The organism is Chryseolinea serpens, assembly GCF_900129725.1.
GTDB lineage: Bacteria > Bacteroidota > Bacteroidia > Cytophagales > Cyclobacteriaceae > Chryseolinea > Chryseolinea serpens.
In genome coordinates, this window is record NZ_FQWQ01000004.1 from 487,372 (window position 1) to 502,043 (window position 14,672).

General features: G+C 50.5%; 14 protein-coding genes. 5 read left to right on the top strand and 9 right to left on the bottom strand.

The genetic code is table 11. From position 1 onward, the window contains the following. Nucleotides 1-19 precede the first annotated feature (19 nt). Complete coding sequence (locus BUB30_RS26595) at nucleotides 20-1,123, top strand: sialidase family protein (RefSeq protein WP_221408805.1); 1,104 nt, start codon at nucleotides 20-22, stop codon at nucleotides 1,121-1,123. Nucleotides 1,124-1,166: 43 nt separating this feature from the next. Here BUB30_RS26595 and BUB30_RS26600 read toward each other — a convergent pair whose 3' ends face one another. After that, a complete protein-coding gene (locus BUB30_RS26600; RefSeq protein ID WP_084138419.1) occupies nucleotides 1,167-1,955 on the bottom strand; it encodes a cyclase family protein in 789 nt (262 codons plus the stop codon). Between the two features lie 376 nt (nucleotides 1,956-2,331). After that, a complete protein-coding gene (locus BUB30_RS26605) occupies nucleotides 2,332-2,736 on the bottom strand; it encodes a helix-turn-helix domain-containing protein (RefSeq protein WP_073140676.1) in 405 nt (134 codons plus the stop codon). Between the two features lie 181 nt (nucleotides 2,737-2,917). Here BUB30_RS26605 and BUB30_RS26610 point away from each other — a divergent pair, with 181 nt between their 5' ends. Further along, entirely contained in the window at nucleotides 2,918-3,328 is a 411-nt protein-coding gene (locus BUB30_RS26610) for an SMI1/KNR4 family protein (protein WP_073140679.1), read from the top strand. Nucleotides 3,329-3,384: 56 nt separating this feature from the next. Here BUB30_RS26610 and BUB30_RS26615 read toward each other — a convergent pair whose 3' ends face one another. Then, a complete protein-coding gene (locus BUB30_RS26615; RefSeq protein WP_221408806.1) occupies nucleotides 3,385-3,726 on the bottom strand; it encodes a DUF488 domain-containing protein in 342 nt (113 codons plus the stop codon). A 79-nt stretch (nucleotides 3,727-3,805) separates the two neighbouring features. After that, on the bottom strand, nucleotides 3,806-4,870 hold the full coding sequence (locus tag BUB30_RS26620; protein ID WP_073140682.1) for a substrate-binding domain-containing protein: 1,065 nt from the start codon (nucleotides 4,868-4,870) through the stop codon (nucleotides 3,806-3,808). 234 nt (nucleotides 4,871-5,104) lie between these two features. On the opposite strand from BUB30_RS26620, the gene BUB30_RS26625 reads away from it, so the two are divergent. Both BUB30_RS26625 and BUB30_RS26630 read left to right on the top strand, forming a co-directional pair. Next, a complete protein-coding gene (locus BUB30_RS26625) occupies nucleotides 5,105-8,422 on the top strand; it encodes a SusC/RagA family TonB-linked outer membrane protein (RefSeq protein WP_073140685.1) in 3,318 nt (1,105 codons plus the stop codon). A gap of 28 nt (nucleotides 8,423-8,450) precedes the next feature. After that, the gene (locus BUB30_RS26630) at nucleotides 8,451-10,052 is read left to right on the top strand and encodes a SusD/RagB family nutrient-binding outer membrane lipoprotein (RefSeq protein WP_073140688.1); all 1,602 of its coding nucleotides are present in this window, start codon (nucleotides 8,451-8,453) and stop codon (nucleotides 10,050-10,052) included. A gap of 85 nt (nucleotides 10,053-10,137) precedes the next feature. Here BUB30_RS26630 and BUB30_RS26635 read toward each other — a convergent pair whose 3' ends face one another. The 5 genes from BUB30_RS26635 to BUB30_RS35325 form a co-directional block, all read right to left on the bottom strand. After that, nucleotides 10,138-10,962: an aspartate/glutamate racemase family protein gene (locus BUB30_RS26635; protein WP_073140690.1), complete on the bottom strand. Its 825-nt coding sequence runs from the start codon at nucleotides 10,960-10,962 to the stop codon at nucleotides 10,138-10,140. Next, entirely contained in the window at nucleotides 10,959-11,753 is a 795-nt protein-coding gene (locus BUB30_RS26640) for a class I SAM-dependent methyltransferase (protein WP_221408807.1), read from the bottom strand. Before BUB30_RS26640 ends, BUB30_RS26635 begins: the two co-directional genes overlap by 4 nt. A 13-nt stretch (nucleotides 11,754-11,766) precedes the next feature. After that, the gene (locus BUB30_RS26645) at nucleotides 11,767-12,141 is read right to left on the bottom strand and encodes a DoxX family protein (protein ID WP_073140692.1); all 375 of its coding nucleotides are present in this window, start codon (nucleotides 12,139-12,141) and stop codon (nucleotides 11,767-11,769) included. A gap of 81 nt (nucleotides 12,142-12,222) precedes the next feature. Then, entirely contained in the window at nucleotides 12,223-12,804 is a 582-nt protein-coding gene (locus tag BUB30_RS26650; RefSeq protein ID WP_073140694.1) for a Crp/Fnr family transcriptional regulator, read from the bottom strand. A gap of 109 nt (nucleotides 12,805-12,913) precedes the next feature. Then, nucleotides 12,914-13,309: a DUF5763 domain-containing protein gene (locus tag BUB30_RS35325; RefSeq protein ID WP_178377210.1), complete on the bottom strand. Its 396-nt coding sequence runs from the start codon at nucleotides 13,307-13,309 to the stop codon at nucleotides 12,914-12,916. Nucleotides 13,310-13,640: 331 nt separating this feature from the next. On the opposite strand from BUB30_RS35325, the gene BUB30_RS26660 reads away from it, so the two are divergent. After that, nucleotides 13,641-14,429 carry an alpha/beta hydrolase gene (locus tag BUB30_RS26660; protein ID WP_073140698.1) on the top strand — a complete coding sequence of 263 codons (789 nt, stop codon included), beginning with the start codon at nucleotides 13,641-13,643 and terminating at the stop codon, nucleotides 14,427-14,429. The last annotated feature ends 243 nt before the right edge of the window (nucleotides 14,430-14,672 follow it).

The window sequence follows — 14,672 nt, forward strand, 5'->3', positions numbered from 1 at the left end:
AAGCGCAACAATCATCGCCATGGATTCGCCCGCCAAGGAGGGCAGCGGTGAGCCTTATCTGTTTGCCGATGAAAAGGGCAAAGTTTACTTGTCGTGGTTGGAAAAGATGAAGGGTCATCATGCCTTTAAATACTCGAGCCTGACGGCGGGGAAGTGGTCTGAACCCATCTTAATCGATTCGGGAAAGAATTGGTTTGTGAACTGGGCGGACTACCCGATGATCGCATCGTCTGGTCAGGATTTGGTTGCGCATTACCTCGAAAAAAATGGAGAAGGAGTGTACTCCTATAATGTTAAGGTAACATCCTCCCCCGACCAAGGCAAAACATGGAAGGATCCCATAACGTTGCATGACGACGGCAAAGAAGCCGAACACGGCTTTGTGTCCATGCTTCCCTACCGGGAGAATTTTTTCTTTGCCTGGCTGGATGGTAGAAATACGGTAGTCGAAGGAACAGAAAACCACGATCGACACCAGGGGCCAATGAGTTTGCGCGCGGCGATTGTCGACAAGGAAGGGAATAAAATAAGTGAATGGGAATTGGATGACCGGACTTGTGATTGTTGTCAGACCAGCGCGGCCATAACCGAGAGTGGCCCTGTTGTCGTCTACCGCGATCGTTCGGAAGATGAGATCCGCGATATGTCTATCGTGCGTTTCGTGAACAACGGTTGGACCAAGCCGGAAGCGATTCATCACGACCAATGGAAGATCGCAGGATGCCCCGTTAACGGACCGCGTGTGGTGGCCAACGGAAACTTCCTGGCCATTGCCTGGTATACCGTTTCCGGCGGCAAGTCGAAAGTAAACGTGATTTTTTCAGAGGATGGCGGAGAGTCGTTTGGCAAGCCTGTTCAGGTGGATGAAGGCAGGGCCGTGGGCAGGGTGGATCTCGTGATACTGGAAGGCAAATCGGTCATGGTCAGTTGGATGGAGGGCCCTACGATCAAGGCGGCAAAAGTACATGCCGATGGAACAAAGGACTCATCACTCATCATTGCGTCGTCGTCGGAGGCAAGGTCGAGCGGTTTCCCCCAAATGACAAAGTCGGGCAACGAAATCTTTTTTGCCTGGACGGACGACAAGGATAAGATGGTGAAGATCGCCAGGTTAACTTTCTAGCAACCGCATGGGTTACCCAGGGTCAATGAATTCCTGCCGCGGCTTACCAAACGGCAATGATCCTTGAAAACCCGCCGGTAGCTTTTCCCACTTTAGGTGCGGCAACGATCACCGTCGCACCTGTTTTGGGAATTTTATTTAAGTTAGCCACACACTCGACGCCCCATTTACCAGCTTCAAAAAGGGTTTTGTGTCCTGTATAATTTTCATCGATCCCAGGGTCAAAGGATAGCACATCCACGCCGATCCCTGCGATATTTCTTTCTTCCACTAAAAATTTTATGGCGTCATTTGAAAACCCTGGATAGTGTTTGATTTGGTGATCATCCAATCCGACAAACAACGAATCCATTAAATGTTTTTCCCAACCGGAATACATCATCACACAAGCGTGGTCAGGTATCTTTCCAAACTCCGTCTCAAATTTAACAATGTCATCCCGGGTCAAGGTTGCATCTCTGTCTTTTGACGCTTTTTCTTCAATATCAATGACGACGACCGGAACGATCAGATTTTTCAATTCCAATTGATCAAGCGATTTTTGATTCGCAATGAAATGATTGGGCGCGTCCGTATGTGTGCCCAAGTGTTCGTGTATCTTCCAGGAATTTGCTTCGACGCCATTGTCCTTTAGCGTTGCCATGGGAATGAGCTCGAAAGGATAGGTTAATTTTTTTACGGGTATGAAGGGGAAGTCCGGCGTTAACGTATGGGTCAGATCAACCATGTTGTCGATGTGAATAACAGTGCCCGCATCTTTCGGCTGTTCGCTGTTGCAACCGGTTAATAAGGCAATTACAATAAGTGGTATCCCGACTGATGTTGTTTTCATTTTCGCTTGAGTTATGTGGCCCGACTTTACTCTCCTGACAACTGAAGCCCTAGGCTTACAATATTGCTAAGTTTTAAAACACTAGTCAAATTTATAATCTCCCGATTGAACAAAATCCAATCCCGGAAATGAAGAGAGAGCCGGCAAACAAACACCTTGATATTTGTTGATACGTCTCTCATCGATACCATCTGGTGTCAGGAATATTGTAAGACTTTGGACTTACACCATAAAGCAGCGAGTAATGTGACCTCAACGTCGCGATACATCCGAAGGTCATAATGACTATTTGCGTGACGTAACAGGATGTCGATGAAAGTGGGGGAGAGGACTTTCAAATCTACAAAACGGCCTCAAGCCGGAAGATTTGCAGAGATCAAGTCCTTGTCACCGACTTAACCGCTTTGACTTTTCCGGTAGACTTCCCGGGACTTTTACTTTTGATGGTAACGGCGATACGCTTCTCTGTGGTGGCTTTACCCAAAGCATTCTTTGAATTCTGGCTCCCCTCGCGGGCCAAATAATCGTTGATGTCCACAAATTCAAGCGTGGGGACTTTGCCCATCATAAGAGAGAGCTCGATCAATTTCTTGAGTGTGAAATTGAAATTGCCATTTAGTATCTGATTGACATAGGAACCACTTACTCCCAAATGTTTGGCTACTTCTTTTTGCGTGAAGCCGTGGTCGTCCATGTATTGCTGCAACTGGCGGTATACTTCAGCCTGATATTTCGACAACAGATAGTCGGGATGTTTGAAAAGCTTGTGTTTTGAGATCATTTTTTTAACCTTTTATAGTTGATATCCTTTGCACCCTTCCGGATATTAAAATTTTCAATATTTTTGGTAACGGTAAGGGTGTCCGCCAAGTTTAAGTTATAACTTAATACGTCAAAGATAGGAAACGTTGGCGTAAAGGGAAAAATAAATTCGTGGGTTTGAGCTTAGAAGTTTTTCACAAATGGAGAATGCTATTTTTGAAATCGTACAACAGTGGAGAAGCGAAGAAGTTAAACTGCACCCGGGTGTTTTGCTTCCATCGATACAAGGGGTGGAGAAAATGATAGGATTCATATTTCCTGTGGAGTTTAAAGAACTCTATACCCAGGTGGATGGATTTGCAGATTTCGACATGAGAGAGAACATGTTTAGCATTTGGCCGCTGGGAGTGATTGTGGACGAGTATGAACGCGATGATGACAAAGAGTACGTAGGGTTCTCAGACTACCTTATCCATAGTCACAGCATTGGATTTCTGAAAGGTAGAGCCGGAATTTTTAAGAATTATGGAAGGGGAGAGTATATTCTGATCGCAAATTCATTTATTGAAGCCATACAACTTATAAATTCCGACGCAGCCATTATTTATTAAGATAGAAGGGAAGGGATGAGCATGCAGCTTTGATAAATTTGCTGCTTTTAAGCCCTTCACTCTGAAAATTGTTTTAGTGCAACGGCTTGATTGTGCTGTTCGTCTTTTGCACCATACAGCAGCGTGACCGTTTTATGTTGTTTCCGCAACGCCTGCAATTCTTCCAGCGCAGCAGATCCTTTCAATTCAGCATTATATTTTGTTAAGAACGATTTCCACTTCTCCGGCTCGTGATTAAACCATTTCCGCAACGCCGTCGAAGGCGCTACCTCTTTCAGCCATAGGTCCACATGCGCAGCTTCTTTTTTTATGCCGCGCGGCCATAGACGGTCGACCAATATGCGGTAGCCGTCAGCCTTTGAGAATGGCTCATAAACCCGTTTTATCGCGATTGACATCGGAGTAGATAATTATGGAATGTCCACGTAAGAACGCTCACCTCAAGGAAACAATTTCTACCGGCTAAGGTTTCCGGACTTAATGATCAGCTCCCTGCAGGTGTGAATTCAAATTGCTCTTCGTAATGATCTCCAACGGGAAATAATAGTTAGCCAACACGTCCTTTTTGAAAACCAGGTGGCCTGCCAGCTGGTTGATCCCGGTAAACGCCTGCCGTTTTGAATTTTGATTGATCAGGAAATCGATGATCCCCTTTTTTAGATAATAGATGTTCTGTTCCAGCAGATCGTAGGCAACCAACCGGATTCCGTTCTTGCCATGTTTTTCCAACAACCTTGAAACAATCGAGGCGCCTTTGGAGGTGGTCACCATAATGCCTTTCAGGTCGGGTGTATTCAGAAGCTGGTTGATTTCTTTCTCGAGCGTAGGTTCGTGGCTCACGTTGAGGTCGACGCTCAGCACAGTGCACTTGTGAGTCTTTACGCCATGGAAATAGTGTTTGAACCCTTTTTCTTTTTCCGACAAGTGAACGGAGCTGTGGATGTCGTCGTACACGTGCAACATCGCATAGGTGCCGGGTTGCTGCTGGTTGATGTGCAACAGTTCCGCGCCCACCATGCCGCTCTCATAGAGGTCCTGGCCGATGAAGGTGAGGGAGCCGGTCTTCGGAATGTTGTTGTTGAAGACGGCGAAAGGGATCTTCTGGGTCTTGCACTGTTCGAAATAGTCGATCGCCTCCTGGTAGAAGATAGGCGCCGTGAGGATGCCGTCGGGGGCCAGCTTGATGGCGGAGGCGAAGTTTTTCTTGAACGACTTCTTATCATAAAGGTCGAAGGGCGTGACCTTGATGGCAACGCCGTATTGCGCCCAATCCTTCTCCGCCTTCATCACACCTTCGTGTGCCATTTTCCAGTATTCGTCCTGCGCTGCATCGGGCAGCAGGGCCACCACTTTGAATGTTTTGTGATTGCCCAAGGTGCGGGCGATGAGGTTGGGTTTGTAGCCGGTTTTCTCCAGGATGGCCATCACCTTCTGGTATGATTCGGTTGAAACTTCACCTCTCTTGTGGATAACGCGGTCTACTGTTCCGATGGAGACATTGGCCATTTTTGCAATGTCTTTGATTCTAATGGTGCCCTTCATGGATCGATTCCTACTAATATACTATAGAGTTACAAGGGGGTTCTAAAAGTAAGTTAACCAAGATTTTTCGCCCCAGAAGGGGTATACCCGAATATTTTCCGTTTCCGTACACGGAGCCACCGTGTGCGGAAACGAAATGCTTTTTTTCTTGCGCTTTACATTTCCGCCATCTACCTTAGCATTAGGCTGGCACCTCAAATCGGGGTGTTTTATTTAAAACCTAAACCTAGACCTATGAAAAAACGACTACTGTATTTGTCGGTCATTTTTGTGATGATCGGTTTCACCGCCTATGGCCAAACGGTCACCGGAACGGTTACTTCGTCTTCGGACGCAAGTGCCCTGCCGGGAGTATCCGTACTGCTAAAGGGTTCCACCACAGGGACTACCACCGACTCGGATGGACACTTTGCCATCCAGGTTCCCGAAGACGATAAGAATGCAACCCTCGTCTTTTCCTTCATCGGATTTGCCACACAAGAGATCCTGGTAGCAGGAAAAACTACCATCGATGTGCCCCTGGAAACCGACATGACCCAACTGGGCGAAGTCGTAGTGACCGCCCTGGGTATCTCGCGCGAAAAGAAGGCGCTGGGCTATGCCACCAGCACCATCAGTTCCGACCAGATCACGGCCGCGGGTAATACCAACTTTGCCTCTGCTTTATATGGAAAGGCGCCAGGGGTTAGAATCACCACTGCGCCCGGCGGTGCTACCAGTGCGGTGAACGTGCAGATCCGGGGTATCAACTCCATCAATGCGAAAGGCAACCAACCCCTCTATGTAGTCGATGGCGTGATGATCCGCAACATGGAGCAGTCACCCACCGGCACCAACAACGGCGGATATTGGGATGATCAGAAGATCCGCGGTAACGGTATCCTCGACATTAACCCGGCCGACATCGAGTCGCTCAACATCCTGAAAGGTGCCAGTGCCGCCGCCCTTTACGGGTCGGAAGCTTCCAACGGCGTGATCGTGATCACAACGAAAAAGGGCACCAAGCGCAACGGTCTTGGGGTAGATTTCAATTATAATTTTACCGTAGAAAAGGTGGCATTCACTCCCAAATACCAGAATACCTATGGACCGGGCTACGATCGCGAGACCAACATAGGCAACTTCGGCGCCAATGAAGAAGGCTTTATTCCGGTCGACACCAATGGCGATGGCGTGAATGACGCCGTTCGCCCCATCTACCGCGCATGGGCTCAATTCGGTCCCCGCATGGATGGCCGCCAGGTAGCGTGGTGGGATGGCAGCACAAGAGCATATTCCGCACAGCCTGACAACTACAAAGATCTGTATCGCACAGGATCAAGCTCCAACTTCAACATTGCCGTATCCAACAGCACCGATCGCGGTTCTTTCCGCCTCTCGTATACCCGCCTGGACTATAAAGGGATCTCGCGCGGTTCGGACCTGGGACGGAACACGTTTAATTTGAACAGCACCGTGAAGCTGAGCAATAAAGTATCGGCCGATATCGTGGTGAACTATATCAACAATAAAATTCACAATCGCCCCGAACAGATCAACCGGCTTGCAGCCAACTACGGCGGCTTCTTCAGCCGGGCCGATTACATGGATGTTTACCTGAACAAATACCAGACTTCGCAAGGCTATAAATATGTCACTTACGATCAGCCGCAAAAAAATCCCGCGGAGGCGATCAAGTACAACATCCGCGCCGTCGATTTGCTGGAGTACCTCTGGAGAAACGTGCGTGACAACGACGACGAATACCAGGACCGCATCATTTCGAGCACCACACTGAACTATGAGATCGCAAAAGGACTGAAAGTGAGAGGCCGCGTGGGTAACGATTTCACCAGCGTGCGCAACGAGATCGAACGTCACAATGAATATCCAACTTCCTTCAATACATCGCAGTCAACCGGAAGCTATTCCTTGTCGACCGGCCGCTATTCTATTTTCTATACCGATGCACTCTTGACCTACTCGAAGGACCTCAACAAAGACTTCGCATTTTCAGTAATGGGCGGCTTCCAATCGAGGTCGCAAAACTACATCGATCAGAAGTCGAGCACGGAAGGCGGCTTGGTGCAGGAAAACTGGTTTAGCCTCAACAACTCCTATGGCGTGAAGTCTACTTCTTCGGCCCGCACGAAGGCCACTATGTATGCTTACCTCGGTATGGTGAACTTAAGCTTTAAAGAATACCTGTATTTGGAAGCCACGGCGCGCCAGGAGTATACCTCCACATTGCCCCCGGGTCACAACGGCTATTTCTACCCCAGCGCCAACCTGGGCTTTGTATTCTCCGATGCATTCCAGCTGCCATCTTTCATAAGTTTGGGAAAGATCCGCGTTTCGCAGGCGCGCATTGCCAACGGCTCGTCGCCGTATGCGGCCAACGTTGTGTATTCGCAGCAGACGCTAGCCACCACCCAAGGTACGGTCACCCAACTGCAGGCCGCCAACAACTATGGTAACAGCAACATTGCGCCGGAGCGCAAGACGGAAACGGAGTTAGGTTTAGAAATGGCTTTCTTCCAAAACAAACTCGGCCTCGATGCCACGGTGTATAAGAACACCATTAAAGACCAGATCATCGATCAAAGTCTTGCGCCTAGCAACGGTGCTTCGTCGGTGTTGGCCAACCTGGGTGAGTTGTCGTCCAAAGGCATAGAAATCGGGTTGTCGGCCACGCCCTACAACAGCGGCAATTTCCGTTGGGATACGCGACTTAGCTTTGCGAAAAGCGTAACCCGCGTCATGAAGCTTGCTCCCGGCATGGATGAAATGACGTTCTACAACGCCGATGCTGGCGCGGTGCTCATCAAAGCGAAGGCAGGTGATGTGCTGGGCGACATCTATACCCACACCCGCGAGAAAGACAGTAACGGCAACTACATCATTAACAGCGATGGATATTACCAGATGACGACCGGCAACGACTATGAAAAAGTAGGCAACGTGTTGCCCAAAGGCGTAGGCGGATGGTCGAACACGGTGACCTATAAAGGTCTCTCGCTCAATTTCCTGATCGACTACCGCTACGGTGGACAACTGGTTTCGGCTCCGCACTTGTATGCTTATGGTGCCGGCATGTATGAAAGCACCATGCAATACCGCGATGCCGAACACGGCGGATTATCGTACAACATCGATGGTTCGGGCAACAAAGTGCAGGCCGCCAACGGCCAATACCACGACGGCCTTATCCTCGATGGTGTGACAACCACCGGCGAGAAGAACACCAAGATCCTGGATGCTGCTAACTATTACATCAACTCGTACTACTGGGCTTCGGGCTTGTATGAGAAGCAAGGTGTGCTGAAGAACGACTACATCAAGATGCGTGAAGTGTCGTTGAGCTATAACCTACCGAGAAGTATCGCGCAAAAGTTGCGCTTCCAAAACCTGAAGGTGTCGGTCATTGGCCGCAACCTGTTCTACCTGTACCGGACCATGAAGGACCTCGATCCGGAAGTGGCCATCGGATCCAGCTGGCAACGGCAAGGCATCGACGAAGGCTCGCTGGCGGCAACGCGCAGTCTTGGCTTCTCCCTCAATGGCAGCTTCTAATCCATCCAACCAACGAAATCATTAGCATATGAACCTACAAAAATATATAACGGGAATTATCGCAGCCGCTTTTGTCGCGGTGTGCGCAACCTCGTGCCAGGACCGGCTCGAAGAGCAATACCAAAACCCGGAGAAAACGACCAATGCCTCCATCGACAAGTTTTTCACCAAGATGCTCGACAACCGCCGTGTGCGCGCTGACTATTGGAACATTCGTACCCTTCTGGTCATGCACCCCGCCGTCTACACCAACATCGTGAGCTATCCCAACTCACCGAAGCGTTACCAGGAGCAGTTGAGCTACCTCAACGACTACTGGAAGGATTATTTTACGCCGAATGGCGACGGCGTGGCAGGCATCGTGCCCCACATGCGTGAGATCGAGAAACAATACGCTACACTGTCGGCGGAAGACAAGGTCAAGGCCGATGTGTTCCTGAATGCGGCTCATATTGTGTATTACGATCAGACCTCGCAAGTGGTGGATTTGTTTGGCGACATTCCCTATTCAGAAGCCGGTATGCTGAACCTTACGGGCGAAACCAAGGCGCCAAAGTTTGATAGTGCAGAGGAGATCTACAATGCACTCCTCGCAGGCTTGAAGGAATCCGCTGCCTACTTTGCAACGGCCAGCCTCGACCCGCTGGTGGCTTCCTCTTTCGGAAAACAGGATATGTTGTTGCAGGGAAATCTGGATAAATGGGAGCGCTATGCCAACTCGGTCCGTCTCCGTCTGCTGATGCGCATTTCTTTCCAGAATGAACAAAAAGCCAAGACCGATATCCTGGAGATGCTGAACGCACCGGGTGACTATCCGTTGATAGACGAAACCACCAACAACATCTTGCTGTCACCGTTGACGACTTATACCGATTATATGCGCAACGCCGTCACTGAACTGGAGACGCACCTCGCCCCGGAATATCTGATGGAAAATGTTCTCCGGCCGGCCAATGATCCCCGCATCCGTGTGTTGTTTGATAAGAATGTTGACACGAAAACCAAAGTGCCAAACGCAGACTACTATAGCATGCCCGCGAACATTCCTTCCACGGACCAGGAAACCAATATCGCGGCGGGTAAGTATGCCGTTCTCGATTCCACCACGTTCATGTTCAACACCAAATTCCCCGGCATTGTGATGACCGCCGCCGAAGTGAACTTCATCAGGGCAGAAGCCTTCGAACGCTGGGGAAGCAGCGCGCAAGCACAGGAGGCCTACGAAAAGGCTGTGAAGCAAGCCGTCGACTTTGTTTTCTACCTCAACACGGTTGGGGCAACCTTCAGAGGCGTGCCTGCAGAAGACGCACTGACACCCACTGAGGTCTCCGACCTGCTGGCCAGCGCCACCGTGGCCTACGCCGGAACGAGCGACGAGAAACTGGCCAAGATCTGGACCCAAAAATGGGTGCACTTCGGCTTCATGCAGTCCATTCAGGGCTGGTCGGAAGTGAGAAGGACAAAGTATCCCCAGCTCACGTTTGTGCCCGACACCGGCACACCCGGTTCGGTAAATCCTCCTTCACGCCTGGTTTATCCCGATGCTGAGAAAGTGTACAACGCCACAAACTACGAGGCGGTGCAAGCCAAAGACACCCGCGATACCAAAATATTCTGGGACGTACATTAGTTTTTTTTCATATTGTTTGGGTGGGATTATTTCCCGAGGAGGTTGCGGAAACGCAGCCTCTTTTTTTACAGACAAATCTGCCACACTATGTCATCGCCTGTTTCACCGCGGCTTCGGCCAGCAATTGAATGGGATGAACAAAACCCACGTCGTCAAGATTTTCTTTTAGCAAGAGCGGGATCTCTGTGCAGCCGGGGATAATGCCATCCACATTTTGTTTGCACAGCTGAGATACCACCTCGAGGGCGATGGCATGATCTTCCGCAGTGTCGCGCCCTTCCATGACCCGCATGATGGAGGCATCGAGTTTAAGTTGCAGGGCTTCATCGATCGTCGCGGGGACCAATCCCAGGGCACTAAACTTTTGGATATATACCATGGCATTCTTAAATCCCGCTACGCCTACCGTGTGCCATTTCCGTCGCGATACTTCTTCAAGGGTAATGTCGATCATACTCAATACTTTTCTCCCCGAAGCTTGTTCTATCTCCTTCTGCACAAGGTGCGCGCCGTTGGATGCGATAATAATAAAGTCCACCATCGCGCCAAGCCGCTTGGCAAGCTCCAGCAACTCCGGATCGGGTTGGAGCGGGAACACGAGGGCATCCCCCTTCACCACGAATGGCGGGCGCCGGTGATAGGCCACCACCAGGGGAGGGTAGCCGCTGTTGATCTGGGGTGGGATCAATCTTTGTGAGGCAAGGTGGATCTGCACCTCCAGGTCGAGTGTGGCTTGCGGCCCCAGGCCACCCAATATGCCAATGGTCTTCATGCTGCTCGCGCGGGTGGTGTCATGTGGTTCAGGTTGATGGGTGAATGAATAGGCGGTCGGCACGGCGAGACAGGCCATGCCCAGTGTGCCGATGAGCTTGCGACGGCTTATGGTGTTTTGTTTTTCTGTAGTGTTCATTTTGTTTTCTTTTGAGCGTGAAGGATCAACCGGGGTGAGGTGGCGACGTCGTAATCATTCAATTGATAGTCGCCGAACACGGTGAGCAGCGTCAAGCCGTGCGCTTCGAACAAACCTTGAAAATCTTTCAATGCAAGTTTGGCCACCCGTTCGGTGTATTCGAAAGGTCCGTCTGCTTGCAGGTTGTCGATCACGATCTTTTTATAAAAATGCTTCTTGTCGGCATGCCGGGTGATGTGATAAGCGATGCCATCAATTTCTTTTTCTTCGCGGGGCACGAGGTGCGCCTCGGAGTAGGCCACGTTCAGGTAGTCCATCACCAATATGCCGCCGGGCTTCAGGGTGTTGGCGATGTTGCGGATCACGTCGTGGTTCTCTGCGTCGGTGTCGAAGTAGCCAAAGCTGGTGAAGAAGTTGAAGACGTAGTCGAAGTAGTTCATGCCAAAGGGCACGCGCATGTCGTGGCGGTAGAATTGGAGATTGGTGGTCTCAAATTGTCGCGCCGCCTGGATGCTGGACCCCGCCAGGTCAAGACCGGTAACATTGAATCCTTTCGACGCCAGAAACTTTGCATGACGTCCCGCACCACAACCCAGGTCGAGCATACGCGCAGCCGGTTCGGGCTGGAGTTTGTCCAGCAATTCGTCTATAAAGTCTGCGGCTTCCTTTTGGCTGCGGTGGGCGTAGAGTTGGTGGTAGAACGAAGAGTCGAACCACTTTTTGAACCAGCCTGCCGGCGCAGCGTCGACCTGGTGTGCCAGGTTTTTCATATATCCCAGGTTGATCTTCATTGCGCAGCGTTGGTTAAAGATTTAACATCATCGCTAACACGGGACCTGAAAATGGATGCGTTTCGCACGTACGCGGCGATCCACACGCCGCTGAGAATAATACCGGGAGCAACGGCACCGTTCCATGCGACAACTCAACCGCCATGGCACCACCAAAATATCCGGTCAGCAGAAGGAGGCCGATATTCATAGAGCGGTTATAAAGAAAGAATGCCACGAACAACAACTCCGCCACGCCAAGCCAGGGCAGGTAGAGGAGAAGTCCGATTTGTGTAAAGAGGTCCACTAAAGGTGGAGCAGCAGATAGTTTCATGATCGCCCCACCGCCAATGATCACGGTCATCAGAATGGAAGGGATCCAGGAGAGGATTTTTTTTCTTTTGTTCATACTGTTTTATTTTTTGAACAAAAGTATCGGCGCATCACAGCGCCGGCATTGATCTATATCAAGATCGAAAGGAGCGAAGGATTAGCGCTTGCGCGACTGAAGCTTGCGGATGCGGCTGAGGGTTTCCGGTGTAATGCCCAGGTAGCTGGCCAGCATGTGTTGTGGCACGCGCGCGGTAATGGAGGGATAGGTCTTTATAAAATCGTCGTAACGCTCTTCGGCCGTGGCGGTGAGGGAATTGATGATGCGGGTGTCTTTGGCCGTGGCGCGCTTTTGGATGCCGGCCTGGAAGGACTTGGCGTAGCCGGGAACCTTGTCCATCAGCGTGAGATGACCAGTGAGGTCCATGAGCAACACTTCGGAGTCTTCGATGGCATCGATAAAAAAACTGGCGGTGGTATCCGGGTTCATCCCCGACTTGTCGCTGACCCACCAATTCTCGGGAGCAAACTGGATGATGTGTTCCTTGCCTTTGTTGTCGATGACATAACTCCTTAAAAATCCTTTTGCCACAAAAGCACCCACACGTGCCGCATCGCCCTCCCGCAACAAAAACTCTCCCTTCTTCAAGGTTCTGTGCGTGACCACCGCAGCGATCTCGGCTTTGTCGTCATCCGATAAGGGAAAACGTTGTTCCAGGTAGGCGAATAGGGGTTCGTACATAGTGATGGCTAACGCAGAATATAAGGTTGTGGTTGGTCAGGGGCGTGCAGGGAAGCCAAAAGCATGTCAACATTTTGTTTACAGTAAAATCATGTCCTTGATGAAAGCGTTACTGATGCTGCCAGCAGCGGCCATTCGACGTGGCGGCGCGTTTGCAGCGTGTGCCGGCTTTGGTCATGGCGGTGCATTGTGTTGCTGTCGTTTCCTCGGTTGCGGTAGAATCCGTTTTTGTGTCGGAATGGTCTGGAATATCCGCGGCGGGCGATACCTGTCTGTCGGGACGGCAAACGTGGCAAGGAGTATAGCCTCGTTTCAGTGCTTCACTGAGGGTGATGGGGATCTTGCTGGAATGCAGGTGCACGCACGACCCTTCGTGATATTTCTCGCCCGTTCGCGTGATGAAAACCGACTGCGCGTTGGAACTTGTGCCAGCGGTCAGGAATAAGAACCAAAGCGTGATGCGGACAAAATGCTTTCCGGATATTTGTACAACGGTGTGATGCATAATCTGCGGATAAAACTTAAGCATTCTAAGATAATCATAAATCCGGCGAGTCCGCAACCTTTCAAAAGCTTCTGCATCCGACAGGTACATCCGTCAGCTTGGTCTTCCTTTTCGTAGAATTCCCCAAGGCTGTACGCGGCAAGTCGTGTGTAAAGTATTTTAAAATAGGAGGGATGCTTTGCTGCGTCATCCGGTTTCGTTCCGTCAACGAGCGGGGTATCTATGCTGCAAGCGAAACGACAACCCCTATGAGCTGCCCCGGTTTTAGAGCGAAAATCACAACTATTGATTATCTTGTTGTATTCCTTAATCATCCCAAACCAACCCGCATATGGCAAAAAGACCGGTCGTTTTCATCCACGGGCTTTGGATTCACGCCAGCTCGTGGCAACCCTGGATGGACCTCTTCAAACAACACGGCTACACTTCCCAGAACCCCGGCTGGCCGGGTGACTCCGACACCGTGAAAGCCTGTCGCGCCAACCCACAGATGATCGCCAACCACGGCGTCACCGGCATTGCCGACAGCTACGCGAAAGTGATCGCCAAACTTCCCGAGCCCCCCATCGTCATCGGCCATTCTTTCGGGGGACTGCTAGCGCAGGTGATCCTGGGTCGCGGTCTCGCGGCGGCAGGCATCGCGATAGATCCTGCACCGATGAAAGGCGTGTGGCAATTACCTTTCTCGGCGCTGAGAGCATCGCTCCCGGTGTTGGGCAATCCCTTCAACTTTAAGAAAGCAAAGTCGCTCACGTTTGGCCAGTTCACCTACGGCTTCGCCAACGCCGTCCCCGAAAATGAAGCCAAAGAACTTTACGACCACTGGACCATTCCCGCTCCGTGCCGTCCGCTCTTCCAGGCCGCTACGGCAAGCTTTGCCGGCAACGAAACGAAAGTAGACACCACGAATACTTCACGCGGTCCGTTGCTGATCACCGGTGGCGAGAAGGATCATATCGCACCGCCTATACTCGGCCAGGCATCTCTAAAGAAATATCCCGCCACTGTCAAGACCGAGTTTAAACTGTTCGAGGGGCGAGGGCATTCGCTGATTGTGGATCATGGGTGGAAGGATGTGGCGGAATATTGCCTGGCTTGGCTCAATAAGAACGGCCTTTGAACTGGTCTGGAATGGGAATCATCCGGGCAATTGAGGCAACATCAATGTATAAAATAAGTTTCTTGCTCTTTCCCTACCTGGATCAAGCATGAGACAACCCTGATCCTATACGTAGTCTGTAATTTCCATTGGCCAAAGGCAATCTGAAATAGAGATTGAATTTTACGAATTAATTGAAGAAATTGGGAGGGAATCCGATGATTGGTTCTTTGTGAAGGATTTTGCAAATGTCAGTACGAGATT